Source organism: Streptomyces sp. BL1 (genome assembly GCF_057628045.1).
This window is the reverse complement of the sequence record NZ_JBXYWZ010000002.1, coordinates 4,562,430-4,586,993: the sequence shown is the minus strand read 5'-3', so window position 1 is coordinate 4,586,993 and position 24,564 is coordinate 4,562,430. Positions and strand designations below refer to the sequence as shown.

22 protein-coding genes are annotated in these 24,564 nt (G+C 71.2%); 9 read left to right on the top strand and 13 right to left on the bottom strand.

The features are described 5' to 3' along the window. The 6 genes from sepX to galU form a co-directional block, all read right to left on the bottom strand. Nucleotides 1-1,314 (bottom strand): divisome protein SepX/GlpR, encoded by a 1,314-nt coding sequence (sepX, locus tag AC3AGO_RS20250; protein ID WP_487821634.1) that lies wholly within the window; start codon nt 1,312-1,314, stop codon nt 1-3. Nucleotides 1,315-1,486: 172 nt separating this feature from the next. Further along, nucleotides 1,487-2,107 (bottom strand): GNAT family N-acetyltransferase, encoded by a 621-nt coding sequence (locus tag AC3AGO_RS20245; RefSeq protein WP_487824727.1) that lies wholly within the window; start codon nt 2,105-2,107, stop codon nt 1,487-1,489. Continuing rightward, on the bottom strand, nt 2,104-2,610 hold the full coding sequence (locus AC3AGO_RS20240) for a MogA/MoaB family molybdenum cofactor biosynthesis protein (protein WP_487821633.1): 507 nt from the start codon (nt 2,608-2,610) through the stop codon (nt 2,104-2,106). The genes AC3AGO_RS20245 and AC3AGO_RS20240 overlap by 4 nt, the downstream gene beginning before the upstream one ends. Then, complete coding sequence (moaC, locus tag AC3AGO_RS20235) at nt 2,607-3,131, bottom strand: cyclic pyranopterin monophosphate synthase MoaC (protein ID WP_487821632.1); 525 nt, start codon at nt 3,129-3,131, stop codon at nt 2,607-2,609. Before moaC ends, AC3AGO_RS20240 begins: the two co-directional genes overlap by 4 nt. 105 nt (nt 3,132-3,236) lie before the next feature. Continuing rightward, nucleotides 3,237-4,613 carry a molybdotransferase-like divisome protein Glp gene (gene glp / locus AC3AGO_RS20230; RefSeq protein ID WP_487821631.1) on the bottom strand — a complete coding sequence of 459 codons (1,377 nt, stop codon included), beginning with the start codon at nt 4,611-4,613 and terminating at the stop codon, nt 3,237-3,239. Between the two features lie 4 nt (nt 4,614-4,617). Beyond that, on the bottom strand, nt 4,618-5,520 hold the full coding sequence (gene galU, locus AC3AGO_RS20225) for a UTP--glucose-1-phosphate uridylyltransferase GalU (protein ID WP_487821630.1): 903 nt from the start codon (nt 5,518-5,520) through the stop codon (nt 4,618-4,620). 91 nt (nt 5,521-5,611) lie between these two features. On the opposite strand from galU, the gene AC3AGO_RS20220 reads away from it, so the two are divergent. After that, the gene (locus tag AC3AGO_RS20220; protein WP_487821629.1) at nt 5,612-6,214 is read left to right on the top strand and encodes a 5-formyltetrahydrofolate cyclo-ligase; all 603 of its coding nucleotides are present in this window, start codon (nt 5,612-5,614) and stop codon (nt 6,212-6,214) included. 96 nt (nt 6,215-6,310) lie between these two features. On the opposite strand, the gene AC3AGO_RS20215 is transcribed toward AC3AGO_RS20220, so the two are convergent. Next, a complete protein-coding gene (locus AC3AGO_RS20215; RefSeq protein WP_487821628.1) occupies nt 6,311-9,016 on the bottom strand; it encodes a penicillin acylase family protein in 2,706 nt (901 codons plus the stop codon). Between the two features lie 242 nt (nt 9,017-9,258). On the opposite strand from AC3AGO_RS20215, the gene AC3AGO_RS20210 reads away from it, so the two are divergent. The 6 genes from AC3AGO_RS20210 (at nt 9,259) to AC3AGO_RS20185 (ending at nt 15,027) form a co-directional block, all read left to right on the top strand. Then, nucleotides 9,259-10,767: a potassium/proton antiporter gene (locus AC3AGO_RS20210; protein WP_487824726.1), complete on the top strand. Its 1,509-nt coding sequence runs from the start codon at nt 9,259-9,261 to the stop codon at nt 10,765-10,767. Between the two features lie 124 nt (nt 10,768-10,891). Further along, nucleotides 10,892-12,259 carry an MFS transporter gene (locus tag AC3AGO_RS20205; RefSeq protein WP_487824725.1) on the top strand — a complete coding sequence of 456 codons (1,368 nt, stop codon included), beginning with the start codon at nt 10,892-10,894 and terminating at the stop codon, nt 12,257-12,259. 67 nt (nt 12,260-12,326) lie between these two features. Further along, the gene (locus tag AC3AGO_RS20200) at nt 12,327-12,704 is read left to right on the top strand and encodes an FmdB family zinc ribbon protein (protein ID WP_487821627.1); all 378 of its coding nucleotides are present in this window, start codon (nt 12,327-12,329) and stop codon (nt 12,702-12,704) included. 45 nt (nt 12,705-12,749) lie between these two features. Beyond that, a complete protein-coding gene (locus AC3AGO_RS20195) occupies nt 12,750-13,580 on the top strand; it encodes an S-methyl-5'-thioadenosine phosphorylase (RefSeq protein ID WP_487821626.1) in 831 nt (276 codons plus the stop codon). Nucleotides 13,581-13,779: 199 nt separating this feature from the next. Then, on the top strand, nt 13,780-14,382 hold the full coding sequence (locus AC3AGO_RS20190) for an RcpC/CpaB family pilus assembly protein (RefSeq protein ID WP_487821625.1): 603 nt from the start codon (nt 13,780-13,782) through the stop codon (nt 14,380-14,382). Nucleotides 14,383-14,442: 60 nt separating this feature from the next. Further along, the gene (locus AC3AGO_RS20185) at nt 14,443-15,027 is read left to right on the top strand and encodes a large conductance mechanosensitive channel protein MscL (RefSeq protein WP_487821624.1); all 585 of its coding nucleotides are present in this window, start codon (nt 14,443-14,445) and stop codon (nt 15,025-15,027) included. 43 nt (nt 15,028-15,070) lie between these two features. On the opposite strand, the gene AC3AGO_RS20180 is transcribed toward AC3AGO_RS20185, so the two are convergent. Beyond that, a complete protein-coding gene (locus AC3AGO_RS20180) occupies nt 15,071-15,277 on the bottom strand; it encodes a hypothetical protein (protein WP_487821623.1) in 207 nt (68 codons plus the stop codon). Between the two features lie 47 nt (nt 15,278-15,324). On the opposite strand from AC3AGO_RS20180, the gene AC3AGO_RS20175 reads away from it, so the two are divergent. Next, on the top strand, nt 15,325-16,365 hold the full coding sequence (locus tag AC3AGO_RS20175) for a P1 family peptidase (protein ID WP_487821622.1): 1,041 nt from the start codon (nt 15,325-15,327) through the stop codon (nt 16,363-16,365). A gap of 499 nt (nt 16,366-16,864) precedes the next feature. Here the strand turns inward: AC3AGO_RS20175 and AC3AGO_RS20170 are convergent, their stop codons facing one another. The 4 genes from AC3AGO_RS20170 to AC3AGO_RS20155 all read right to left on the bottom strand — a co-directional run bounded on the left by AC3AGO_RS20170 (nt 16,865) and on the right by AC3AGO_RS20155 (nt 22,056). Continuing rightward, complete coding sequence (locus AC3AGO_RS20170) at nt 16,865-19,006, bottom strand: PTS fructose transporter subunit IIABC (protein ID WP_487821621.1); 2,142 nt, start codon at nt 19,004-19,006, stop codon at nt 16,865-16,867. Beyond that, nucleotides 19,003-20,031, bottom strand: a complete 1,029-nt coding sequence (gene pfkB, locus AC3AGO_RS20165) for a 1-phosphofructokinase (protein ID WP_487821620.1) — start codon at nt 20,029-20,031, stop codon at nt 19,003-19,005. The genes AC3AGO_RS20170 and pfkB overlap by 4 nt, the downstream gene beginning before the upstream one ends. 5 nt (nt 20,032-20,036) lie before the next feature. Continuing rightward, nucleotides 20,037-20,822, bottom strand: a complete 786-nt coding sequence (locus AC3AGO_RS20160) for a DeoR/GlpR family DNA-binding transcription regulator (protein ID WP_487821619.1) — start codon at nt 20,820-20,822, stop codon at nt 20,037-20,039. A gap of 217 nt (nt 20,823-21,039) precedes the next feature. Then, nucleotides 21,040-22,056, bottom strand: a complete 1,017-nt coding sequence (locus tag AC3AGO_RS20155) for a sigma-70 family RNA polymerase sigma factor (protein ID WP_487821618.1) — start codon at nt 22,054-22,056, stop codon at nt 21,040-21,042. Between the two features lie 171 nt (nt 22,057-22,227). On the opposite strand from AC3AGO_RS20155, the gene AC3AGO_RS20150 reads away from it, so the two are divergent. Next, entirely contained in the window at nt 22,228-22,764 is a 537-nt protein-coding gene (locus AC3AGO_RS20150) for an N-acetyltransferase family protein (protein WP_487821617.1), read from the top strand. Between the two features lie 199 nt (nt 22,765-22,963). Here AC3AGO_RS20150 and AC3AGO_RS20145 read toward each other — a convergent pair whose 3' ends face one another. Then, entirely contained in the window at nt 22,964-24,529 is a 1,566-nt protein-coding gene (locus AC3AGO_RS20145; protein WP_487821616.1) for an MFS transporter, read from the bottom strand. Between the last annotated feature and the right edge of the window lie 35 nt (nt 24,530-24,564).

Below are 24,564 nucleotides of genomic sequence, written 5' to 3'. Positions count from 1 at the left end.
TCACTCGTTGGCCGCGCGGGGCCGGTCCTCGTTCTCGTACTGGTCGAAGAGCGGCGTGCGTCCGCGGTCGCGGGTGCGGCGCGGGCGGGGTGCCGCGTCCTCCTCCGGCTGCTCGGCGGGGCGGCCCTGCTGCGGCGCGGGCTGCGCCGGCTCGGCGCCCGCCGCGCTGGACCGCGCGGAGCTCCACGTGTCCGGCGCCTCCAGGTCCACGCCGCGCGTGCTGCGCGGCGCGACCGGCGCGCTGACGTACGTGGGCAGCGGGACGGGCACCGGGTCCCAGCCCTCGCCGTCGGAGTGGTCACGGTCGCGGCCGCGCTGCTGGTCGACCCATTCGGCGTGGTCGGTCTGTTCGACGAGCGCGCGCCTGTCGGCGGCGCCCGCCTCCTGCGGACCGGACTCCGGTCCGGGACCGCCCGTCTCGGGCACCGGACGGCCGCCGGACGCCGCGGGACGGGCCGAAGGGCGGCCGCCCGTACGGCCGTTCGTCCGCGGCGGCAGCTCGTGCTCCTGCGTCGGCCGGTCCGCCTCGGAGTTCTGCTGCGCCGCGGGGCGCCGCGAGCGGCGCTCGTGCAGCCGCTGGGCGGCGGCCTCGGCCTGCCGGCGGTCCATGGTGACGGCGAAGCGCCGCCGCTCCTGCGCGCGCAGGTGGACGATGTACGCGGTGAGCAGCGCGGCCGGGACCGCGGGCACCCACAGGAGACCCAGACCGCCGACGGCAGCGGCGACGGACCCGCAGGTGAAGGCGAGGAAGAGGACCATCGTGGTGCGCCGGCGCCGGGCCAGCACACGGGCTCTCTTCTGCCGTCTGTCGCGCTGCTCGCGGGCCTCGCGCTGTTCCCGCTGCTCGCGGGCCGCGCGACGGTCCTCGTCCTCGTACTGTTCGCGCTGCTGCCGGGCGCCGTCCACGCCGGTCTGCAGTATTTCTGTCGGCGCTTCCTCGCCGCCCACCATGGTTTTGGGGTCGGCAAAGGCCCGGACGTCGACCGCGTTCTCCGCGGCGTCCGGGGAGCGCTCTCCCGCGTCGTCATCGCCGGACGGGGCGGACCCGCCGGTCCCTCCGGACCCGCCTGCGTCCTCGGGACCTCCGTCGCCGGAGGGCCCGTCGGCTCCGGAGCCGTCCGCGGCACGCCGTTCGGCGTCCTTCGCGTACCGGCGCTCCATCGCTCCCTTGCCGGACAGCAGGCGGATGGCGGTGCTGAAGCGTTCCGTAGGACGGGCTTCGTTCAGCTCGTCCTGCCTACGGAGCCACATCGGCACCAAGTAGGCCGCCCAGGCCCCGACGATGACTGCATAGATGAGGCCACTACTGCTCACCCTCACACGGTAGAGGGGATTGCATGAGCCCATCTGCCAAATACCGCGGTGTGTCGCACGTTGTGCCCGGTCTCTCGAACTTTTTTTGTGATGAGCAGCCCCGGTTGCCGCCATTTGTGGTCAACTCATGGACGGAATGGGGGTGTTCAACGCACCATATCGAACGCCTATTTCATTTCTGCGCCGTGTCCGTGTCGTGGCGCCGCGCGAGCAGCCCTTCGGGGACCTCGTCCACGGTCAGCGCGTACACGAGGTGGTCGCGCCAGGCGCCGTCGATATGCAGATAACGGGGTCTCAGCCCCTCCTCGCGGAAGCCCAGTTTCTCCACCACACGTCTGCTCGGTCCGTTCTCCGGACGGATGCAGATCTCGATGCGGTGCAATCCGACCGTGTGGAAGCAATGGTCCACGGCGAGTGCGACAGCCGTCGGCATCACGCCGCGGCCGGCCACCGCACGGTCGATCCAGTAGCCGATATGGCCGCTGCACATCGAGCCCCAGGTGATTCCCGCGACGGTCAACTGACCGGCGAGCCGCCCCTCGTACTCGACGACGAACGGCAGCATGCGGCCCGCGTGCGCCTCGGTACGCAGGTGCCGCACCATCTGCCGGTACGTGGGACGGCGGGGCGGCATCCGGCCGGGCGGCGCCGGCGGAATGGTGGCCTCCCAGGGGCGCAGCCAGTCGCGGTTGCGCTGGTTGACCTCGCGCCACGCGCGCTGGTCGCGCAGCTTTATGGGACGGAGGGCGGTGCTGCCGTCCGTCAGCTCGACTGGCCAGGGAACGGCGTTCAGTTGGGGTCCCCTCTGGGGTGGTCACCGCCGTGGACCTGGTCGACGGCATGGACCAGCAGGCGGTCGAGTACGGCGAGTCCGTCACGCACTCCGCCGGACGAGCCGGGAAGGTTGACGATCAGAGTGCGGCCCGCGACGCCGGCGGTGCCGCGGGACAGTGCGGCGGTCGGCACTTTGGCGAGCCCTTCGGCCCGGATGGCCTCGGGGATGCCGGGAATCTCGTAGTCCAGCACCCGGCGGGTCATCTCCGGGGTGCGGTCGGTGGGCGAGATGCCGGTCCCGCCGGTCGTGAGGACGACGTCGTAGCCCGCCTGCACGGCGGCTCGCAGGACCTCCTCGACGGGCTCGCCGTCCGGGACGACGCTGGGCCCCTCGACCGCGAAGCCCATGGTGGTCAGGCCCTCGACCAGGAGGGGGCCGCCGGTGTCCCGGTAGACGCCGGACGCCGCCCTGTTGGACGCGGTGACGGCCAGAGCGCGGTACTGCTCCTGTGTGCTGCTCACGCGGTGATTCCTTCCCCCGCAGCGGCGTCTCCCGAACGCCGCTGCCAGTCCCCGGACTTGCCGCCGGTCTTCTCCTCCACCCGTACGTCGGAGATGACCGCGGACTTGTCGACCGCCTTCACCATGTCGACGACGGTGAGGGCGGCGACCGTCACGGCGGTCATGGCCTCCATTTCGACGCCCGTACGGTCCGTCGTCCGGACGCGTGCGGAGATCTCCACCGCGTCGTCGGCGACGGACAGTTCGACCTTCACGCCGGACACGGCGAGAGGGTGGCACAGAGGGATGAGATCGGGTGTCCGTTTGGCACCCATGATGCCCGCGATACGGGCGGTCGCGAGGGCGTCCCCCTTGGGAACGCCCTCGCCGCGCAGCAGTTCTACGACGCGGGGCGCGACGAGCACCCGTCCCGTGGCCCGGGCGGTGCGCGCGGTGACCTCCTTCGCGGAGACGTCGACCATGCGGGCCGCCCCGGTCTCGTCGACATGCGTGAGGTGCTGCTGCTCGGCGCTGCTGCTCATCGTTCTCCCGGTCCGCGTCTGTGCCCGCTACGGTACCGGTCGTACGGCCGCGTGGTGCGGCGCAGTCGCGTCGCCCGGCGGCCGGCCGCTCCGTCCCCGGCGGTGTCAGTCGCGCAGCAGGATCACGTCGACTTCCTGGCCCGGCAGGACCTCCGTGGTCTTCTCCGGCACGTCGATGAGCGCGTCCGCGTGCGCCAGCGCCGCGATCAGATGGGAGCTCGCCCCGCCGACCGGGCTGACGGTGCCGGACTTCTCGCCGTCCGCCGCCTCGGTGTAACTGCCGCGCAGGAACTGCCGTTTGCCGTCGGCCGAGGCGAGCGGCTCGTCGGCCGTCAGCCGCGCGCGGACGGGCTGCCGGCGCACAGGCTCGCGCCCCATCAGGGCGCGGATGGCGGGCCGCACGAACAGCTCGAACGACACATAGGAGCTCACCGGGTTGCCCGGGAGGGTCAGGATGGGCGTGCGGTCGGGGCCGATGAGGCCGAAGCCCTGCGGCTTGCCGGGCTGCATGGCCAGCCTGCGGAACTCGACCTTGCCCTCGTCCTCGTCGCCCTCCGAGAGCGCCTCTTTCACCACGTCGTACGCGCCCACGCTGACGCCGCCGCTCGTGACGACGATGTCGGCGCGGATGAGCTGGTCCTCGAGGGTGGAGCGGAGCGTCTCCGGATCGTCGGCGACCGAGCCCACCCGGTACGAGATGGCGCCGGCGGCACGCGCCGCGGCGGTCAGCACGAAGCTGTTGGAATCGTGGATCTGCCCGGGGCCCAACGGCTCACCGGGCTGCACCAGTTCACTGCCGGTCGACATGACGACCACGCGGGGGCGCGGCCGGACAGTGACCGTGCCCCGCCCGATGGCGGCGAGCAGGCCGATCTGCGCGGGGCCGAGGACCGTACCGGCGGTGAGCGCCACCGCGCCCGCGCGCACGTCGCTGCCGCGCGTGCGCACATGCTGGCCGGGGCCGGCCGCACGGTGCACCCGGACCTCGTCCGGTGCCTCGCCGTCCCGCTCCGGGCTGTCCTGCCCCGTCTCCGCGCCGGCTGCCGTACTGCCGCCGGTCCCGGGCGCGTTCTCCCGCCGGGAAGCGGGCGCCATGGAGTCGGCCGGGCCGCCGCCGGTGCCGCCGTCCGTCCACTCGACGGGGACGACGGCGTCGGCACCGGGCGGCATGGGAGCGCCGGTCATGATGCGCACTGCGCGGCCGGGCCCGACAGTGGGCAGATCGCCGCTGCCCGCCGCGACCTCCCCGCTGACGGTGAGGACCGCGGGCGACTCCTCGCTCGCTCCGGCGACGTCGCCCGTACGGACCGCGTATCCGTCCATGGAGCTGTTGTCGAAAGGTGGCAGGGACGCCGGTACGGTCACGTCCTCGACGAGCACGCAGCCCTGCGCCTCCAGCAGCTGCAGCTCGATGGGCTCCAGCGGGCGGATGCCGCCGAGGATGTCGTCCAGGTGTTCGTCGACCGACCAGGTCCTGCTCACAGTCCTACATCTCCTCGTTGACGTATCCGCGCAGCCAGTCCTTGAAGTCCGGCCCCAGGTCCTCACGTTCGCATGCCAGTCTGACAATCGCGCGCAGATAGTCGCCGCGATCCCCGGTGTCGTACCGGCGGCCGCGGAAGACGACGCCGTGCACCGGACCGCCGAGGGACGGGTCGGCGGCGAGGGCCTGCAGGGCGTCGGTGAGCTGGATTTCGCCGCCGCGGCCCGGCTCGGTCTTGCGCAGCACCTCGAAGACGGCGGGGTCGAGCACGTACCGGCCGATGATGGCGAGGTTGGAAGGGGCTTCGGCGGGCGAGGGCTTCTCGATGAGCCCGGTGACCTTTATGACGTCGTCGTCACCGGTCGGCACGGCGGCGGCGCAGCCGTACAGGTGGACACTCTCCGGCGGCACCTCCATCAGCGCGATGACGCTGCCGCCGTGCTGCTCCTGCACCTCGGTCATCCGGGTCAGCAGCGGATCGCGCGGGTCGATCAGGTCGTCACCGAGCAGAACGGCGAAAGGCTGGTCGCCGACGTGCGGTTCGGCGCACAGGACGGCGTGCCCGAGGCCGCGCGGGTCGCCCTGCCGTACGTAGTGCATGGTGGCCAGGTCGCTGGACTCCTGGACACGGTTGAGCTTGGTGGCGTCGCCCTTGGCGTGCAGCACCTGCTCCAGCTCGTAGTTGCGGTCGAAGTGGTCCTCCAGCGGGCGCTTGTTGCGGCCGGTGACCATGAGGACGTCGGAGAGCCCGGCAGTGACAGCTTCCTCGACCACATACTGGATCGCGGGCTTGTCGACGACCGGCAGCATCTCCTTGGGAGTGGCCTTGGTGGCGGGCAGGAACCGCGTACCCAGGCCGGCCGCGGGGATGACGGCCTTGCTGATCTTCGAAGGTGAAGTAGCCATGCCCGCACGATAACCGCACACATTGTGTGGAAGGTAAGTGTCCGCTGTGTTTGTAGCGGTATGCGCACACAGGAAGGGTTTGTACACAACGGTGAGTCAGATTGACGCTAGTAAGCACCAGTTGCGACGCGACATCCTGGCGATGAGGTTCCAGTTGCCGGCAGGTGAATGCCAGGAGGCCGCGGATCTGCTCGCCCAACGGGCCCTGGAACTGCCCGAGCTGGCCGCCGCCGGCACGGTGGCGGCGTACGTGTCCGTCGGCAGGGAGCCCGGGACGCGGCCGCTGCTGGACAGCCTGCGCGCGCGGGGCACGCACGTGCTGCTGCCCGTCCTGATGCCCGACAACGACCTGGACTGGGGCGGATACGAGGGCCAGGAGACGCTGGAGCGCGCAGGCCGCGGCCTGCTGGAGCCGTCCGGTCCGCGGTACGGGCCGGACGCCGTGACGCAGGCGGACGTGGTCCTGCTGCCCGGTCTGGCGGTGGACGGGCGGGGCATGCGGATGGGGCGCGGCGGCGGCTCGTACGACCGCGTGCTGGCCCGTATCGAGGCGGGCGTGCGGGCGGGGAGCTCGCCGGTGCTGGCCGTCCTGCTGTACGACCACGAGGTGCTCGACGAGGTGCCGGCCGAACCGCACGACCGTCCCGTACAGGCGGCGGTCACCCCCTCGAAGGTGCACCGGTTCACCGCATGACAACCGCGGCACACACTGACAGGGGCCCCGCCGCGGCGGGGCCCCTGTCAGTGGGATGCGGGCGTCAACAGGCCCGCGGGAAGTGCGTGATCCCGGTCAGGGGGTCATCGCCATCTTGTCCTTCGTCGACTTCTCGACGGCCTTCTCGCTGAAGGACCACGGCAGGAGTTCGCCCTTGGCCCACTTGTCGGTCTGGTCCGTGTAGTGGGAGCTGCCGGCGTGGCCGGACGCGCCGGTGAGGTTGATCCAGCGGGACTTGTCCATGTTGTCGAGATTGACGACCATCCGCATGGACGGCACCCAGACCACGTCGTAGCCGCCGGCCGCGTTCCAGCCGCTGGCGTTCACGGCCGCCTCGCCGCCGCCGAGGTCCCAGGGACCGCGGTTGAGCAGCCACTGCATGAAGCCCGGGCCGTCCGTGCCGATCGTCTGGTTCTTCAGCATCAGCCGGTGCAGCCGGCCCCAGGTCCAGGTGTCGATGTCCTTGCCGAGCTTGGACGTCAGCTCGAAGCGGGCGTCCTTCATGGAGTGGGCGAGCAGCTGGTCGCGGTTCTTGTCGCCGGGGCGGTTCGGTGTGCCCTTTGTCTTCCACCAGTCGTTGTCCGGCTGCTTGACCAGCTTCCGTACGACCTCGAACCAGCGGTCGCCGCCGTCCGGCTGCGCCTGGTCGGCGGGGCGCTCGCCGCACTCGCGCTCCAGCCGCTCGTTGCCCTCCAGATCGTCGACGGGGCCCGACTCGTCGCTCGGGGCGACGTTCAAGCAGTCGCCCTTGACGCGCAGTTCCTTGGGCAGCTTGTCGCCGAAGGCGTTCTTCAGCAGGTTGCGCCAGACGGCGTTGAAGTACGCGGCGGGCGCGGAGTCGGAGTCCTGGGTGTAGTCCCAGCCCTCCAGCAGCTGCTGGGCCTCACGGACGTACGGATCCTTGACGTTGATCTTCAGCAGGTACGGCACGAGCAGCTTGGCGATCTCGCTGCTGTTGTCGGTCTGCATGGACTGCATGTCGCCCATGGAGATCTTCCCGCCGTCCTTGATCTTCGACTGGATGAGGTCGTTGATCCGCTGGCTGCGGGCGCCGTATCCCCAGTCCTCGGTCAGCTTGTACGGGTACTTCCGCTGGTCGATGACGGCCTGGTTGGCGGTGACGATGTAGCCGCGCTCCGGGTTGTACTCCCAGGGCAGCGCGCCCTTGGGCACATAGCCCTTCCAGCGGTAGCGGGAGTCCCAGCCGGGCGCCGGGTAGCGGCCGTCGCCGGCGCCGCGCACCGGGATGCGGCCGGGCGCCTGGTAGCCGATGTTGCCCCGGGTGTCGGCGTACACGAGGTTCTGCGAGGGCACCTCGAAGTCGCGCGCCGCCTTGCGGAACTCCTGGAAGTTCTGCGCCTTGTTGAGCTCGAAGACGGAGTCCATCGTCTTGCCGGGCTGCAGCGCGGTCCAGCGGAGCGAGACCGCGTAGCCGTCGCCCCTGTCGGGTGCCGCGTTGTCGACGGGTGCCTCGTTGCCGACCTTGCGCAGTTCCTCGTCGCGGTCGGAGACGATCGGACCGTTGTTGGTCTCCCGCACGGTGATCTCGCGGTTGGTGCCGCCGGCGACCTTGATGGTCTCCTTGCGCGTCTTGTACGGAATGCGCTTCCCGTCGTACGCGTACTTTCCGTCCCGGATGCGCTCCAGGTACAGATCCGTCACGTCCGCACCGAGGTTGGTCATTCCCCAGGAGATGCTCTGGTTGTGGCCGATGACCACACCCGGCATACCGGAGAACGTGTAGCCCGACACGTCGTACGGGCAGGAAGCGCTGACCGTTTTGCAGTGCAGCCCCATCTGGTACCAGATCGACGGCAGTTGCGGCGCGAGGTGCGGGTCGTTCGCGAGCATCGGCTTGCCGGTGGTCGTGTGATCGCCGGAGACCACCCACGAGTTGGAGCCGATGCCGTTGCCGTTCGGGCCGAGCTGGGCCGGCACCTGGTCGAGCTTCTTGGAGACCCGGTCCAGCTGTGTGCCGGCGTTCCGCGCGGCCTGCTGTATGCCGGACGCGGAGCTCTGCGAGGACGCCGAGCCGCCGGACGGCTCGAACTCGTCGCTGCCGGGCTGGACCTCGCCCCCGTCGACGATCGGCTTGTTCCGGTCGTACGGGTAGTCCGGGTAGAGGTCCTCGATCTGCTTCTCGGTCAGCCTGCTGGACATCAGTGAACGGTCGATCTCGTCCGACATGTTGCCCCGGAGGTCCCACGCCATGGCCTTCATCCAGGCCACCGAGTCGACGGGCGTCCACTTCTCCGGCTTGTAGTCGTTGGTGATGCCCAGCGCCTCGTACTCCACGGACGCCTTGGAGCCCTTGTGGTTCTGGAGGTAGCTGTTCACGCCCGCCGAGTACGACTTGAGGTTCGCCTTCGTCTCGGGCGACAGCTGCTTGTACTCCCGCTCGGCGACCTTCCGCCAGCCCAGCGTGCGCAGGAAGGCGTCGGTCTCCACCTGGCCCTCGCCGAACATCTCGGACAGCCGCCCGGACGTCATGTGCCGCCGTACGTCCATCTCCCAGAAGCGGTCCTGCGCCTGCACGTACCCCTGCGCGCGGAAGAGATCGGAACCCTTGTCGGCGTAGATCTGCGGAATGCCGTTGTTGTCGCGCTTCACGGTGACGGGGTCGCTCAGTCCGTCGAGTTTCAGTGAACCCGTCGTCTGCGGAAAGGAGTCCCGCACGGTACTGATGCTCCAGAACGTACCGCCGCCGACTCCGGCCACGAGCAGCAACACCACTGCGATCACGATCAGACGGGTGCGGCGCGAGGTCTTCTTGGCGGGCATCGCTGTCCTTCGAGGGGCAGTGTGGACACTGTGCTTGGCGCTGTGCTGGTTACCGGCACGGCCCGTACGGATCCGTGCTGGAGCAACCATAGGCCGAGCCCGTACCGCGCCGTACAGCGAGCCACCTGCCGGGACCGCGGCCCCGGCACCGGCCGCAGATTCAAGCAGTGGTAAATTATTAGCTTGCCAAACGAACTACCAGGCACTCGCACGGCACTTGCCCCCGGACAAAGGATCCGCCCCTGACTGTCGACCGGCTCAACGAACTTCTGCTCCTCGGCGCCGCAGTGCTGCTCGTCGCGGTCGCGGCAGTGCGCCTCTCCTCCCGCAGCGGCCTCCCCGGCCTGCTCATCTATCTGGGCATCGGGATCGTCATGGGACAGGACGGTCTCGGTCTCGAATTCGACAACACCGAGCTGACCCAAGTCCTCGGCTATGCCGCCCTGGTGGTGATCCTGGCCGAAGGCGGCCTGGGTACCAAATGGCGTGAAATCCGGCCGGCCGTCCCCGCCGCCGCGGTCCTGTCGACCGTCGGTGTGGCCGTCAGCGTGGCCGTCACGGCGACCGCCGCGCACTATCTCGTCGGCCTCAACTGGCAGACGTCACTGCTGATGGGCGCTGTCGTGTCCTCCACCGACGCGGCCGCCGTGTTCTCCGTTCTGCGCAAGGTCCCGCTGCCGAAGCGGCTGACCGGCGTACTGGAAGGCGAGTCGGGCTTCAACGACGCACCCGTCGTCATCCTCGTCGTCTCCTTCTCCACCGCCCATCTCGACGGCAGCCACTGGTACATGCTGGTGCTCGAAATAGCGCTGGAGCTCGTGATCGGCCTGGTCATCGGCCTGTTGGTCGGCAAGGCAGGCGAACTCTCCCTGGGGCGCGTGGCGCTGCCGGCCTCCGGTCTCTACCCGATCGCCGTGCTGGCCCTGTGCGTTCTGGCGTACGCCGGGGGCGCGCTGGCGCACGGCTCGGGGTTCCTGGCCGTCTACGTCACCGCACTGATCCTCGGCAACGCCAACCTGCCGCACCGTCCTGCCGTACGCGGCTTCGCCGACGGTCTGGCATGGATCGCGCAGATCGGACTCTTCGTCCTGCTGGGCCTGCTCGTCACCCCGCACGACCTCGGCGACGACATCCTGCCCGCCATCGTCATCGGCCTCGCGCTGACCGTTCTGGCCCGGCCGCTGTCGGTCCTGGTCAGCATGATGCCGTTCAACCGCCCGTGGGCGGACCAGGTGCTGTTGTCCTGGGCGGGACTGCGCGGAGCCGTGCCCATCGTGCTGGCGACGATTCCACGCGTCGCCGAAGTCGAGGACAGCGAGCGGATATTCAACATCGTCTTCGTGCTGGTGGTCCTTTTCACACTGCTGCAGGGTCCGACGCTCCCCTGGCTCGCCCGCACCCTGCGACTGGACGACGGGTCCGAGGCACTCGACGTGGACATCGAGTCGGCCCCGCTGGAACGGCTGCGCGGCCATCTGCTGTCGGTCTCGATCCCGGTCGCCTCGAAGATGCACGGCGTCGAGGTGACCGAGCTGCGCATGCCGCCAGGAGCGGCCGTCACGCTCGTCGTACGCGACGGTTCCAGCTTCGTGCCGCTCCCCACGACAGTCCTGCAGCACGGTGACGAACTGCTCGTCGTCACCACCGACGAAGTGCGGGACGCGGCAGAACGGCGGCTGCTCGCCGTGGGACGCGGCGGCAAACTGGCGGGCTGGCTCGGCACCGGCGGCAGTACGGGCCTCCGGCGCTGAGGCGTCCCGCCCGTCGCCCCGCGCGCGTAAGGCTTCTGGAGTCCCGGCTCTCCCGTTACCCTTCTTGTTGGCAAGCTTCACCCGACTCTGTCTGATGCAGGGCTGGCGCGGCCGCACGGCGGTCATGCGCAAGAGGACAGCCCTCGGTCCGCTTCCGCGGGCTACCAGGCGGCAGAAAGGCCCGGCCGTGGGATCCCCGGCCACCATTCAGGACGCGCGCCCCGGATACGGCGCGCTGCTGCGTACACGCGGCGCATGGACATTCCTGCTGCCCGGCTTCTGTGCCCGGCAGCCTTTCGCGATGCTGATGATCAGCATCGTGCTGCTCGTACAGCACACCACCGGCTCGTACGGCACGGCAGGCGCCGTGTCCGCGACGGCCGGTGTGGCGATGGCACTCATCGGCCCGCAGAGCGGCAAGCTCGCGGACCGGTACGGACAGGCCGCCGTGCTGGTGCCCGGCGTCTTCCTGCACGCCGCCGCCGTCGCCCTGCTCACCGCCCTCGCGCTGCTGGACGCGCCCGCGTGGGCGCTGTTCGCCGCCGCCGTCCCCGCCGGCGCGACCGCCCCGCAGATCAGCCCGATGGTGCGCGCCCGCTGGGCGTCACGCCTCGACGGTTCGCCGCTGATGACGACCGCCGCGGCCTTCGAGTCGGTCACCGACGAGTTCACCTTCGTCGTCGGCCCCGTCCTGGCGACCGCCCTGTGCACGGGCGTTCACCCCGCAGCGGGCCTCGTCGCGGAGGCCGCGCTGATGCTGGGCGGCGGCCTGCTGTTCGCCGTACAGCGCGGCACGCAGCCGGACACCGTACGTACCGCTCCCGCCACTGACGGACAGCACGCGGACCGGAACGCGCGCACATCGGCGCTGTCCGTCCCCGGCGTACGGGTGCTGATCGCCGTACTGTTCGGCATCGGCGTCGTGTTCGGCGGGATGCAGGTCTCCCTCGCGGCGTTCACCGAGTCGATCGGCGAACCCGGCCTGAACGGCGTGCTGTACGGCGTCTTCGCCGGCGGCAACATGCTGGCGGCCCTCGCCGTCGGAGCGGTGCGGTGGAAGCGCGGTCCGCGCTTCCGGCTGCTCGCCGCCTACCCGGTGCTCGTCCTGGCCGCGCTCGCCCTCGCGGCGGTCGCCCGGTTCGCCTCGTGGCCACCGCTGTTGGGCGGCATCGGACTGCTGGCCGGACTGTGCGTGGCCCCGTCGATGATCGCCGCCTTCACCCTGGTGGAGATGCTGGTGCCGGCCGGCGCCCGTACGGAGGCCTTCACGTGGCTGACCGGCGCGGTCGCGCTGGGCCAGGCCGCCGGTTCGACCGTCGCGGGACAGCTGGCCGACGCCTTCGGGGCGGGGGCCGGATTCCTCGCACCGTTCCTGGGCACGGCGCTCGCCCTGCTGGTGCTGCTGCCCTTCCGTGCGAAGCTGTCCGTCCGCCGTGCCGGGCGGAACGCAGCGCGTGGTATCGGTCACCGGACTCCGGTCACGGTGGACTGACGCGCGGGAATACTGCACTATGGACCGTCGTTAGCACTCAACGAGTAAGAGTGCCAGGAGGAAGAACGTGCCGACGTATCAGTACCAGTGCTCCGACTGCGGCGAAGGTCTCGAGGTGGTGCAGAAGTTCACCGATGACTCGCTGACCGACTGCCCGAGCTGCGAGGGACGCCTGAAGAAGGTGTTCTCGGCCGTCGGCATCGTCTTCAAGGGCTCCGGTTTCTACCGGAACGACAGCCGCAGCTCGTCCTCCAGCAGCACGGCGGGCAAGAGCTCCTCGGACGCGTCGTCCAAGAACGGCAGCAGCGACAGCTCGTCGTCCTCTTCGTCCTCGGACTCCTCGTCGTCGTCCTCCTCTTCGTCGGACTCCGGCTCCGCCGGCAGCTCGTCGTCCTCCAAGAGCGACCCCAAGAGCTCCGGCAAGGCCGCCTCTCCCGCTGCCTGACGACCGCCCTCTACGGGCCGCACAGCGGCCCGTAGGGTGTGGCGCATGAGCGCACAGGCAGAGATCGGTGTCATCGGCGGTTCCGGCTTCTACTCGTTCCTGGACGACGTCACAGAGGTCCCCGTCGACACCCCGTACGGGCAGCCCAGCGACTCGCTGTTCCTCGGCGAACTCGCGGGCCGACGGGTCGCGTTCCTGCCCCGGCACGGACGCAAGCACCATCTGCCGCCGCACCTGATCAACTACCGCGCCAACCTATGGGCGCTGCGCGCCGCCGGTGTACGCCAGGTCCTCGCCCCGTGCGCGGTGGGCGGCCTGCGGCCCGAGTACGGGCCCGGCACGCTGCTCATACCGGACCAGCTGGTGGACCGCACGAAGGCGCGGAAGCAGACGTACTTCGACGGTGAGCCCCGCCAGGACGGCACCGTGCCGAACGTCGTCCATGTCGCCTTCGCCGACCCGTACTGCGAGCAGGGCCGGCAGGCCTCGCTCGCCGCGGCCCGCGCGCAGGACTGGGAGCCCGTCGACGGCGGCACCCTCTGCGTCGTCGAAGGCCCCCGCTTCTCCACCCGCGCCGAGTCGCGCTGGCACGCCGCGCAGGGCTGGTCCGTGGTCGGCATGACCGGGCACCCCGAGGCCGTCCTCGCGCGCGAACTCGGCCTCTGCTACTCCTCGCTGACACTCGTCACCGACCTCGACGCCGGGGCGGAATCGGGCGAGGGCGTGTCGCACGAGGAGGTCATGCGGGTCTTCGGCGAGAACGTGGACCGGCTGCGCGGCGTGCTCTTCGACGCGGTCGGCAGGCTGCCCGCGGAGCGCGACTGCGTCTGCGGGCACTCGCTGGACGGCCTCGACGCGGGCTTCGAACTCCCCTGACGGGACGGGGGCTTGGCCTCCTGGGAGACACCGGCGGGCCTGTCGTGTGCAGCCTGTGCCCCCTGTGAGTGACCGGGTTTTCCACAACTGCCCGGTTATCCACGGAAATCGAGCCGGGGCCGCAGAGGGCCTCCGCAGCGTGCACCGTATTCGGAGAAGAACGCAGCAACGGCATCTTCGACGGCAGGCGGTGTGCGTCATGTCCCGGACCTCTCCCTCTCTCCATCCGCCGCGCGCGGTCCCGGAGTTCGACCCCGTTCGTGCGGGCCACGGCCGGCACCGGCTGCGGCACGCGCTGCGCGGCGGCCGGCGCCCGGTGGCCGCGGGCCTGACCGCCGTCACCGCGGGACTCGCCGTGGCAGCGGCCGCGCTGGCCGCCTCCCCCGCGCGCGGCGGCGGTGGCGGCGGACCCGGCGAGGAGCGGGCGGCGGCCGGAGGGGCGGCGACGGACTCCCGTACGGCGGCCGGCGCCCGTATGACGGCCGATTCGCGCACGGCCGCGGAGGCCCGCGCGGCGTTGTCGCGGACCGTCTCGGCACCGCTGCGGATCCCCGACGCGGCCACGGTGCGGCTGCTGGAGCCCGGCGACCGCATCGATGTGATCGCCAGCGGAAATCGGGGCGATCCGACGTCAACTTCTGCGCACTTTGTGGCGCGTAATGTCCGAGTGGCTCAAGTGCCGGAGTCTGACGACACTGTTGCGGGTGACGGTGCGCTGGTCGTGGTCGCGGTATCGCGGAAGACGGCCACCGAACTCGCCGGCGCGGCGGCCACCTCCCGACTGGCGGTGACGCTGTGTTGAGCGGACGCCCCGTCACCACAACGCACAGTGCTGACAGTTGGTCGGGAAAGAGGAAGTCCGTTGAGCGACGTGAAGGCCCCCGAGGCCGAGAAGACGAGTCTCCTGGGGGGATTCAAGGAATTCCTGATGCGGGGCAACGTGGTCGAACTGGCCGTTGCCGTCGTCGTCGGAACAGCCTTCAGCAAGATCGTGAGCGCGGTGGTCGAGGGACTGATCAACCCGCTCGTCGGCGCCATCGGCACCAAGAACCTCGAAGCGTACGAGAGCTGCATCAAGGCCCCTTGTGGCGTGGACAAGGAAACCGGCGAAGCGATCGGCGTCATGCTGAAGTGGGGCCCGGTCGTGGGGGCCGGCCTGACCTTCATCATCACGGCGGCCGTCGTCTACTTCCTCATGATCCTTCCGATGACCCGCTACAAGGAGCGCCGCGCGAAGAAGCTCGGCCTGGACGAGACGCCGGCGGAGATCACCGAGGTCGATCTGCTGACGGAGATCCGCGACGCGCTGGTGCTGCAGAACGCCGGCGGCGCGGACGGCGAGGCCGCGAACACCACGGGCACGAGCCCGCTGGAGCACGGGCACGACGGCGGTGGGGACGACGGCCCGTCCACCGGCGGGTCGACCCCCATGGACAAGCGGCCCTAGCGGGAGACCGCGTCACACGCGGTGGCGTGCCCGGGAGGGCACGTCACAGGTGGTGGGGCGGCTTCTCGTCGAGGAACCGGGCGAGATCGGCCGCCCCTCCGCCGTTTCCGGAGCCCGAACTGCCCTCGCCCCAGCCGCGGTCCGTGTCGTCGGAGGAGGGCAGCGTCAGCGGGTCGTCGAAGTCCAGCGCGGACGCTCCCTCGCGGGGCTGCTCGGCGGACTTGTCGGACTGCGACGGACTCGTACTCATCCCTCCAGGGTACGGCGCGTCCGGCGCCGTCCTGATATCCATGCCCCATGGAGACTCAGGACGCGCTCACCGACGTGCCGGGACTGCGGGTGGGGCACGCACAGCGGACCAAGGGCGGCTGGCTGACGGGCACCACCGTGGTACTGGCACCGGAGCACGGGGCGGTGGCCGCGGTCGACGTCCGGGGCGGCGGCCCGGGTACGCGGGAGACGGACGCGCTCGACCCGCGGAATCTCGTCGAGCGGATCCACGCCGTGGTGCTCACCGGGGGCAGCGCGTTCGGGCTGGACGCGGCCGGGGGCGTGATGAGCTGGCTGGAGGGGCAGGGCCGCGGCATCCAGGTCGGCCCGGGGCCGGGGCAGGTGGTGCCGGTCGTGCCGGCGGCCGTGCTCTTCGACCTCGGCCGCGGAGGGCGCTGGCAGGCCCGCCCCGACGCGGAGATGGGCTGGTCCGCGGCGGACGCGGCAGGCCGTACGGAACCGGGGGCGCCCGTCCCCCAGGGCTGTGTCGGCGCAGGTACGGGAGCAGTGGCCGGCGGGATCAAGGGCGGTATCGGCTCGGCCAGTACGGCGCTGGCGTCCGGCTCCACGGTGAGCGCGCTGGCCGCGGTGAACGCGGCCGGCTCCATCCTCGACCCGGCCACGGGCGCGCTGTACGGCGAGCTGTTCGGGGGCCTCCCGCGCTTCCCCGACGAGGAGCGGCACGCGGAGGCGCAGGCGCGGCTGGCGGAGGCGCGCGAGAAGACGGCCGCACGGACGGCGGGCGGCGCCCGGCCGCCGCTCAACACCACGCTCGCGGTGGTGGCGACGGACGCGGCCCTCACCCGCCCCCAGGCCCAGAAGCTCGCGGGCACCGCGCACGACGGGCTGGCCCGCGCGGTGCGGCCCGTGCATCTGATGCACGACGGCGACACGGTGTTCGCGCTGGCGACGAGCGAACGCGAACTGGTGGAGGGCGAGTTGAACGACCTGCTCGCGGCCGGTGCGGATGTGCTGACCCGCGCGATCGTCAAGGCGGTGCACGCGGCGGAATCCGTCGACGGCCCCGGCGGCACCTACCCCTCCTACGCCGACCTCTACGCCCCGTAACCCCCGGTGTGGGCAGCTGGTCCGCCCTTGGGGGCGGAACGGGTGGGCACACCGGACCGCACCCGCGAGGTCTGTCCCCACGCACCCAACGCACGCGCCGCCGTGAGGGGTTGAGCCCCAGAGCCGCCCCTACCCGTTTCTACCGGGGCTCCGCCCCGGACCCCAGACCGCGCTGACGCGCGAAGAACGGGGCTGCCGCCCCGGACCCCACCCGAGGGTGGTGAGAGGGAACGGGACTGCCGCCCGGGCGCGGAAGGAGCCAGGGCTCCGCCCCGGACCCCACCTGAGGGTGGCGAGAGGGAACGGGACTGCCGCCCGGGCGCGGGAGGAGCCGGGGCTTCGCCCCGGACACCGCCCGGAGGTGGGGAGGGCTCCGCCGCCGCGCTGCCCGCGGAAAGGAGAGGGAGCAGCGCCCGCCCCACGGCGAGACGCACACGCCGCGGGGCCCGCCCCAAGGACGTACCCCGGGCCGGGCCCCACACCGCGCGTGCGCGGAGACTCACGCCGTAACGGAGATCTTCGACTCCGCGGGCTTCTCCACCGGCGCCGACGGCGCCGAAGGCGCCCCCCGCTTGCGCGCGCTCTTCAGCACGATGACCAGACCGGCCGTGACCGCCGTCCCCGCCGCGACGGCGACGAGGTACAGCAGCGGCGAGCCGATCAGCGGGACGACGAAGATGCCGCCGTGCGGCGCCCGCAGGGTGCAGCCGAAGAGCATCGACAGCGCGCCGGTCACCGCGCCGCCCGCCATCGACGCGGGGATGACCCGCAGCGGGTCGGCCGCGCCGAACGGGATGGCGCCCTCGGTGATGAAGGAGGCGCCGAGCACCCACGCGGCCTTGCCGTTCTCGCGCTCGGCCTTGTTGAAGAGCTTGCCCCGCACGGTGGTCGCCAGCGCCATGCCGAGCGGCGGCACCATGCCGGCGCCCATCGCCGCGGCCATCACCATGAGGCTGCCGTTGCCCGGGTCGGACGTGGCGATGCCGCCGGTGGCGAAGGCGTACGCGACCTTGTTGACGGGACCGCCCAGGTCGAAGCACATCATCAGGCCGATGAGCAGCCCGAGCAGCACCGCGTTGGTGCCGGTCAGGCCGCCGAGCCAGTCCGTCATCGCCTTCTGCGCGATGGCGATGGGGTTGCCGATCACGACGAACATCAGCGTGCCGACGATCGCCGAGGAGATCAGCGGGATGACGACGACCGGCATGATGCCGCGCAGCGTCGACGGGATCTTCACCCGTTGGATCGCCATCACCACGGCGCCCGCGATGAGGCCCGCGGCCAGGCCGCCGAGGAAGCCGGCCTCGATCTTGACGGCGATGGCTCCGCCGACGAAGCCGGGTACGAGTCCGGGCCGGTCGGCCATTCCGTACGCGATGTAGCCGGCCAGCACCGGTACGAGGAAGCTGAAGGCGAGGGTGCCGACCTGGTTGAAGAGGGCGGCCCAGGAGTGCAGTTCGGTCCACACGAAGTGGTCGGCGACGGACTTGGCGTCGGCGATCTCGTAGCCGCCCATGGCGAAGGACAGCGCGATGAGCAGACCGCCGGCGGCGACGAACGGCACCATGTAACTGACGCCGGTCATCAGCCACTTGCGCAGCCGGGTGCCGAAGCCTTCGACGGCTTCCCCGGATTCGTCCTCCTCGCCGTCCGCCGACGCGCCGGCGGCGGTGCCGCTGGTCTCGCCGCGCGCGGCCTTGGCGCGTACCTCGTCGATGAGTTCGCCGGGCCGGTTGATGCCGGCCTTCACGCCGACGTCGACGGTGGGCTTCCCGGCGAACCGGGCCCGGTCCCGTACCTCCACGTCGTGCGCGAAGATCACGCCGTCGGCGGCGGCGATGACGGCCGGGTCCAGCCGTTCGAAGCCGGCCGAGCCCTGTGTCTCCACGGTGATCTCGACGCCGGCCTCACCGGCGGCGCGCTCCAGCGACTCGGCGGCCATGTAGGTGTGCGCGATGCCGGTCGGGCAGGAGGTCACGCCGACGATGCGGAACGGTCCGTCGGACGCGCCCCCTTCACCGGCGGCCGCACCGCTCTCCGGCTCCGCGCCACCCGCAGCCGCACCGCCGTCGGCGGCGCCACCGTCCGAGCCGGCTCCGTCCGCGCCCGCGTCGTCATCCGGCTCCGCGGCCCCGTCGGACTCAGCGGCACCGGCCGCGGCACCGGACTCCACCGCACCCGACTCCACGTCGCCGGGCTCCGCGTCGCCCCGTACGAGCGCCGCTGCCTGCTCCGGGTCGCTCACCGACCGGAGTGCGCCCGTGAACTGTTCGTCCATCAGGTGCCGGGCCAGGCTGGAGAGGATGCTGAGGTGATCGCTGTCCGCACCGTCCGGTGCGGCGATCAGGAAGATCAGGTCGGCGGGCCCGTCCGTCGCGCCGAAGTCGACCGGCTCGGCGGCGCGGCCGAACGCCAGCGTGGGTTCGGTGACATGGGCGCTGCGGCAGTGCGGAATGCCGATGCCGCCATCGAGCCCGGTGGGCATCTGTGCCTCGCGCGCGGCCACATCCTCCAGGAAACCCTCGAGGTCGGTCACGCGTCCTTGCGCGACCATGCGCTCGGCGAGCGCGCGGGCCGCTGCGTCCTTCGTGTCGGCGGTCAGGTCGAGGTCGACCAGCTCCGCGTTGATCAACTGGCTCATCTCACGGCTCCATTGACGCTGTCGGGCACAGCGGGGGAAGGGGACAACAGGGGGTGGCCCAGCGGGTGGTCCACGGGGACCTCGGCGGTCACGGTGACCTCGCCCCGGCGCAGATGGGCAGGGGTGGGCATCTGGCTGCCGGGGAGCTGGACGGCGGCCGCACCGTGTGCGACGGCCGCGGCCAGTGCGTCGGGGCCGGCGCCGCCGGCCGCGAGGAATCCCGCGAGCGAGGCGTCTCCGGCACCGACGTCGCTGCGCACGGCGGCAACGGGGGCGCTGCCGAAGTGCGTTCCGCTCTCGTCGACGAGCAGCTGGCCGGTCGCGCCGAGGCTGGCGAGCACCGCACGCGCGCCGCGCTCCCGTACCTCTGCCGCCGCCTTGACCGCGTCTCCGACAGTCGTCAGCTGCCTGCCGACGACCTCGGACAGCTCGTCCGCGTTGGGCTTGACCACGTCGGGCTGCCCGCCGAGAGAGGCGGCGAGCGCGGGGCCCGAGGTGTCGAGGGCGATGCGCAGACCGGTCGCGTGGACGGCGGAGGCCAGTTCCGCGTACCACTCGGGCGCGAGGCCGCGCGGCAGGCTGCCGCAGCAGGCGATCCAGCCGGCGCCGGCGTCGGCGGCACGGGTGCGTACGTGTTCCACCATGGCCGCGGCCTCGTCCGGGGCGACTTGCGGGCCCGCCCCGTTGATCTTCGTGAGGGTGCCGTCGGCCTCGGCGAGCGAGATGTTCACGCGGGTGGAGCCCTCGACGGGCACTCCGGCGACCTCGATGCCGAGGTCCGCCAACAGCCGTTCCAGCAGCGCGCCCTCGGGCCCGCCGAGCGGGACGACGGCCACCGTGCGCAGCCCGGCGGCGGCCACGGCGCGGGAGACGTTGACGCCCTTGCCGCCGGGGTCGACCCGGTCGGCGGAGGCCCGCAGCACGGCTCCGCGCTCCAGCCCCGGGATCTCGTACGTACGGTCCAGGCTGGGGTTGGGCGTGACGGTGACGATGGTGCTGACGTCGCTGACGGTCTTCGCGGTCATGTGGTTCAAACGCGCCTTACGTGCGTGCCCGCGCGCTCGATGGCGCGGGCGTCGTCCGGGCTGAGGCCGGTGTCCGTGATGAGCAGGTCGACCTGGGAGAGGTCGCCGAAGCGCGCGAAGTGCGCCTGCCCGAACTTCGTGGAGTCCGCGAGCAGGACGACGCGCCCGCGGCCCGCGGCCGAGGGGCCGCCGGCTGCCGCGATGAGCGCACGCTTGACGGCCGCCTCCGCGAGGTCCGGGGTGCTCAGCCCGGCGTCCACGGAGAATCCGTTGGTGGCGAGGAAGAGGACATCGGCGTTGATCTCCGCGACGGTGCGCAGCGCCCAGGCGTCCACGGCGGCGCGCGTACGGTGCCGTATCCGGCCGCCGACGACGTGCAGGTCGATGCCGGGGTGGTCGGCGAGCCGCGCCGCGATGGGCAGGGCGTGGGTGACCACCGTCAGATCGGCGTCGAGGGGGATGCCGGCCGCCAGCCGCGCCGTGGTCGAGCCGGCGTCGAACAGCACGCTGCCCTCGGCGGGCAGCTCCTCGACGGCGGCCCGCGCGATGCGGTCCTTCTCGTCGGTGGCCGAAGTCTCGCGCTGGGTGAGGTCGGGCTCGAAGTCCAGCTGCCCGGCCGGTATGGCCCCGCCGTGCATCCGGCGGACGAGCCCGGCCCTGTCGAGGGCCTTCAGATCGCGGCGCACGGTCTCCGCCGTGACCTCGAACTCGGCTGCCAGAGCAGGCACTTCGACCCGGCCCCGCTCACGCGCGAGGCGGAGGATCTCCTGCTGACGCTCCGGTGCGTACATGTGGATCCGTGTCCGTTCGATGCCCGGTCCTGTGGTTTCGCCTTCACGTTAAGACTGCGAGACGGAAAAGTAAACACACCCGGGCATGCCCACGGAAGCAACCAGACATCACCGCCGAGCGCCGGGCCCGCACCCGGACAGCAGAGAGCCCCGACCCTCGGGGGAAGGAGTCGGGGCTCGTCTCGGGGAGGCGGCGGTTACCGCGCGGAGCGCGCGGTCACGCCGCCTCGTCGAAGCCCGTGTCGCGGGCCAGCTTCTTCAGCTCCAGCAGCGCGTGCTTCTCTATCTGGCGGATCCGCTCACGGGTGAGGCCGTGCTGCTTGCCGACCTCGGTGAGCGTGCGCTCCCGGCCGTCGACCATGCCGTACCGCGACTTGATGATCGAGGCGGTGCGGTTGTCGAGCCGGCCGATCAGGTCGTCCAGCTCCTCGCGGCGCAGCACCGTGAGCACGGACTGCTCCGGGGAGTCGGCCGAGGTGTCCTCCAGCAGATCGCCGAACTGCGTCTCGCCCTCGTCGTCCACGGACATGTTGAGGCTGACCGGGTCGCGCGCCCAGTCCAGCACGTCGACGACGCGCTCGGGCGTGGAGTTCAGCTCCTTCGCGACCTCTTCCGGCTCCGGCTCGCGGCCGTTCTCACGGTTGAACTCGCGCTGCACGCGCCGGATCCGGCCGAGCTCCTCGACCAGGTGGACGGGCAGCCGGATCGTCCGCGACTGGTCCGCGATGGAACGGGTGATGGCCTGCCGGATCCACCACGTCGCGTACGTCGAGAACTTGAAACCCTTGGTGTAGTCGAACTTCTCCACCGCGCGCACCAGACCCGCGTTGCCCTCCTGGATCAGGTCGAGCAGCGGCAGGCCACTGCGCGGGTAGCGCCGGGCGACGGCCACCACGAGCCGCAGGTTGGAGCGGATGAAGACGTCCTTGGCGCGCTCGCCCTGGGCGACGACCGCCTCCAGCTCCTCACGGGACGCGCCCGCGCTGGGGGCGTCCGCGGACACGGGCTGCTCGTCGCCGTCGAGGATCCGGCGAGCGTAGACACCCGCTTCGATGTCGAGGGAGAGCTCGACCTCCTTCGCCGCGTCGAGCAGCGGTGTGCGGGCGATCTCGTCGAGATACATGCCGACCAGGTCGCGGTCCGCGACTTCGCTGCCTGCGGTGCGAACACTGCTGGCCGTGTCATTGACCCCGGTGGCGGTGGCCTGACGACGGGCGACGGCACGGGTTGCCATGCGTGCTCCCTTGCGAGTGGACTCAAATCTGGTCGGTGGCTACGTCGGACACCCGCGTCGGGTGCCCTCATCCGATGGATTCAACGAGGGGAATCCGGACAGAATTCCCAACTCGCGCAACTTTTTCCCGATCATGCAGTACCCTGTGCCGCCATCGACGAAGGGGCGGCTGTGACGGAGCACGTGGAAACCGTGATCAGGGCCGGTGGCGAGGCGGATCTCGAGGCGTTGACAGACCTCTACAACCACTACGTCCGCGAGACGCCGATCACCTTCGACGTCGAACCGTTCACCCCGCGAGAGCGACGTCCTTGGCTGCTCTCCCATGGAGAAGACGGTCCACACCGTCTGATGGTTGCGCGGGAGAACGCAACCCGGACGGCGGACCGCGTTCCCGGGAGGCTGCTGGGTTATGCCACCAGCAGCCCGTTCCGCCCGAAGGCCGCGTACGACACCTCGGTCGAGGTGAGCGTCTATCTCGCGCCCGACGCGGGCGGACGCGGCGTGGGCACGCTGCTCTACAAGCGGCTCTTCGCCGCGCTGGAGGGCCATGACCTGCACCGCGCCTACGCGGGCATCGCCGTGCCGAACGAGGCGTCCGTACGGCTGCACCGGCGCTTCGGCTTCCGGCACATCGGCACGCACCACGAAGTGGGCCGCAAATTCGGCAGGTTCCACGATGTGGAGTGGTACGAGAAGGAGCTGTAACTCACACCGTCCGCCCGACCCCTTGCACCGGGGACGTACGTGCGGCAGCGGGCGGGCACGCCCCCTGCGCGTGCCCGCCCGCTGCCGTGACGCGGTGCGGCCGGTGTGACCGCTTGTGCCGTTCTGCCGCTCGTGCCGTTCTGCCGGTACGTCGTGACCGGGCCGGTCCCGCCGTTACGTGGCCGGCCCCGTCAGTGCGTCAGTGCGCCATGACCGGCACCGGGTCGGCCTCGCCCTCGCCCGTACCGCTGTCGCTGTCCTCGGCGGCGCCGGACTCCTTGCCGCCCGCCGTGCCGCGGGTGGTCACCAGCGTGAAGGCGAGTGCCGAGGAGACGAGCAGGATGCCGACGGCCCACCAGATGGCGGAGGTGTAGCCGTGCACCATGCTCTCCAGGACGAGCAGCTTCTGCGCTGCCTTGCCGCCGGTCGCCGCCTCCGCCGCGTGCGCGGCCACGTACGTCGTGGTGGCGCTCGCCGCGATGGTGTTGAGCAGGGCCGTGCCGATCGCACCGCCCACCTGCTGCGAGGTGTTGACCATCGCGGAGGCGACACCCGCGTCCTGCGGGCGCACCCCGATCGTCGCGAGGGACATGGCCGGCATGAACGCGGTGCCCATGCCCAGGCCGAGCAGCAGCTGCGCGGGAAGGATCAGGCCCGCGTACGAACTGTCCGTCTGCAGCTGGGTCAGCAGCAGCATGCCGACGGACGCGAGCAGGAAGCCGGGCGCCATCAGCAGGCGCGGCGGCACGCGGGTCATCAGCCGGGCCCCGATCTGGGTGGAGCCGGTGATCATGCCCGCGATCATCGGGAGGAAGGCCAGTCCTGTGGTGACCGGCGAGTACCCCTTCACGATCTGCAGGTAGTAGGTCAGGAAGAGGAACAGCCCGAACATCGAGATGATCGCCAGTCCCAGGGACAGATAGGCGCCGCCCCGGTTCCTGTCGGTGACCACGCGCAGCGGCAGCAGCGGAGCGCGGACCTTCGACTCGACGACGACGAACGCGCCGAGCAGCACCACCGTCGCGACGAACAGGGAGACGGTGACACTGTCGCCCCAGCCGTGCGCCTCGGCGCGGGTGAACCCGTAGACCAGCGAGACCAGTCCGAGCGTGGAGAGCACCACGCCGGGGATGTCCAGCGTCGAGTGGTTCCGCGCGGCGGCGGGCTCACGGATCACCAGCAGCGCGCCGACGGCGGCGAGCGCGGCGAACGGGATGTTGACGAAGAACGTCCAGCGCCAGTCCAGGTATTCGGTCAGGATGCCGCCGAGGATGAGGCCGATGGCGCCGCCACCGCCGGCGATCGCGCCGTAGATGCCGAAGGCCTTCGCGCGCTCCTTGCCGTCGGTGAACATCACCGTGAGCAGCGACAGCGCGGCCGGCGCGAGCAACGCGCCGAACAGGCCCTGCAGTCCGCGGGCACCGAGCAGCATGCCCTGGTTGACCGCGGCGCCGCCGATCGCGGAGGCGACGGCGAAGCCGATCAGTCCGGTGATGAAGGTGCGCCGCCTCCCCCACAGGTCGGCGATCCGGCCGCCGAACAGCAGCAGCCCGCCGAAGGCGAGGGCGTACGCGGTGATGACCCACTGCCGGTTGCCGTCGGATATCCCGAGGTCGGCCTGGGCGGAGGGCAGTGCGATGTTCACGATGGTCGCGTCGAGCACGACCATCAGCTGGGCGATGGCGATGAAGGCCAGGGCCTTCCAGCGCCGGGGATCGAGCCGGGAGGCGGGAGTTCCTCCGGTCTCGCTGACGGTTTCCGGCATGGGTGTGCCTACCTCACGGTGCGAAGTATCAGAAA

Bases quoted from the DNA above. Each gene is read 5' to 3' on its own strand.
- AC3AGO_RS20215 (WP_487821628.1), bottom strand. From the start codon at position 9,016: ATGCCCGCCAAGAAGACCTCGCGCCGCACCCGTCTGATCGTGATCGCA.
- AC3AGO_RS20190 (WP_487821625.1), top strand. From the start codon at position 13,780: ATGTCCCGGACCTCTCCCTCTCTCCATCCGCCGCGCGCGGTCCCGGAG.
- AC3AGO_RS20175 (WP_487821622.1), top strand. From the start codon at position 15,325: ATGGAGACTCAGGACGCGCTCACCGACGTGCCGGGACTGCGGGTGGGG.
- AC3AGO_RS20145 (WP_487821616.1), bottom strand. From the start codon at position 24,529: ATGCCGGAAACCGTCAGCGAGACCGGAGGAACTCCCGCCTCCCGGCTC.
- moaC (WP_487821632.1), bottom strand. From the start codon at position 3,131: ATGAGCAGCAGCGCCGAGCAGCAGCACCTCACGCATGTCGACGAGACC.
- AC3AGO_RS20155 (WP_487821618.1), bottom strand. From the start codon at position 22,056: ATGGCAACCCGTGCCGTCGCCCGTCGTCAGGCCACCGCCACCGGGGTC.
- pfkB (WP_487821620.1), bottom strand. From the start codon at position 20,031: ATGACCGCGAAGACCGTCAGCGACGTCAGCACCATCGTCACCGTCACG.
- AC3AGO_RS20160 (WP_487821619.1), bottom strand. From the start codon at position 20,822: ATGTACGCACCGGAGCGTCAGCAGGAGATCCTCCGCCTCGCGCGTGAG.
- AC3AGO_RS20205 (WP_487824725.1), top strand. From the start codon at position 10,892: ATGCGCAAGAGGACAGCCCTCGGTCCGCTTCCGCGGGCTACCAGGCGG.
- AC3AGO_RS20195 (WP_487821626.1), top strand. From the start codon at position 12,750: ATGAGCGCACAGGCAGAGATCGGTGTCATCGGCGGTTCCGGCTTCTAC.
- galU (WP_487821630.1), bottom strand. From the start codon at position 5,520: ATGGCTACTTCACCTTCGAAGATCAGCAAGGCCGTCATCCCCGCGGCC.
- AC3AGO_RS20180 (WP_487821623.1), bottom strand. From the start codon at position 15,277: ATGAGTACGAGTCCGTCGCAGTCCGACAAGTCCGCCGAGCAGCCCCGC.
- AC3AGO_RS20170 (WP_487821621.1), bottom strand. From the start codon at position 19,006: ATGAGCCAGTTGATCAACGCGGAGCTGGTCGACCTCGACCTGACCGCC.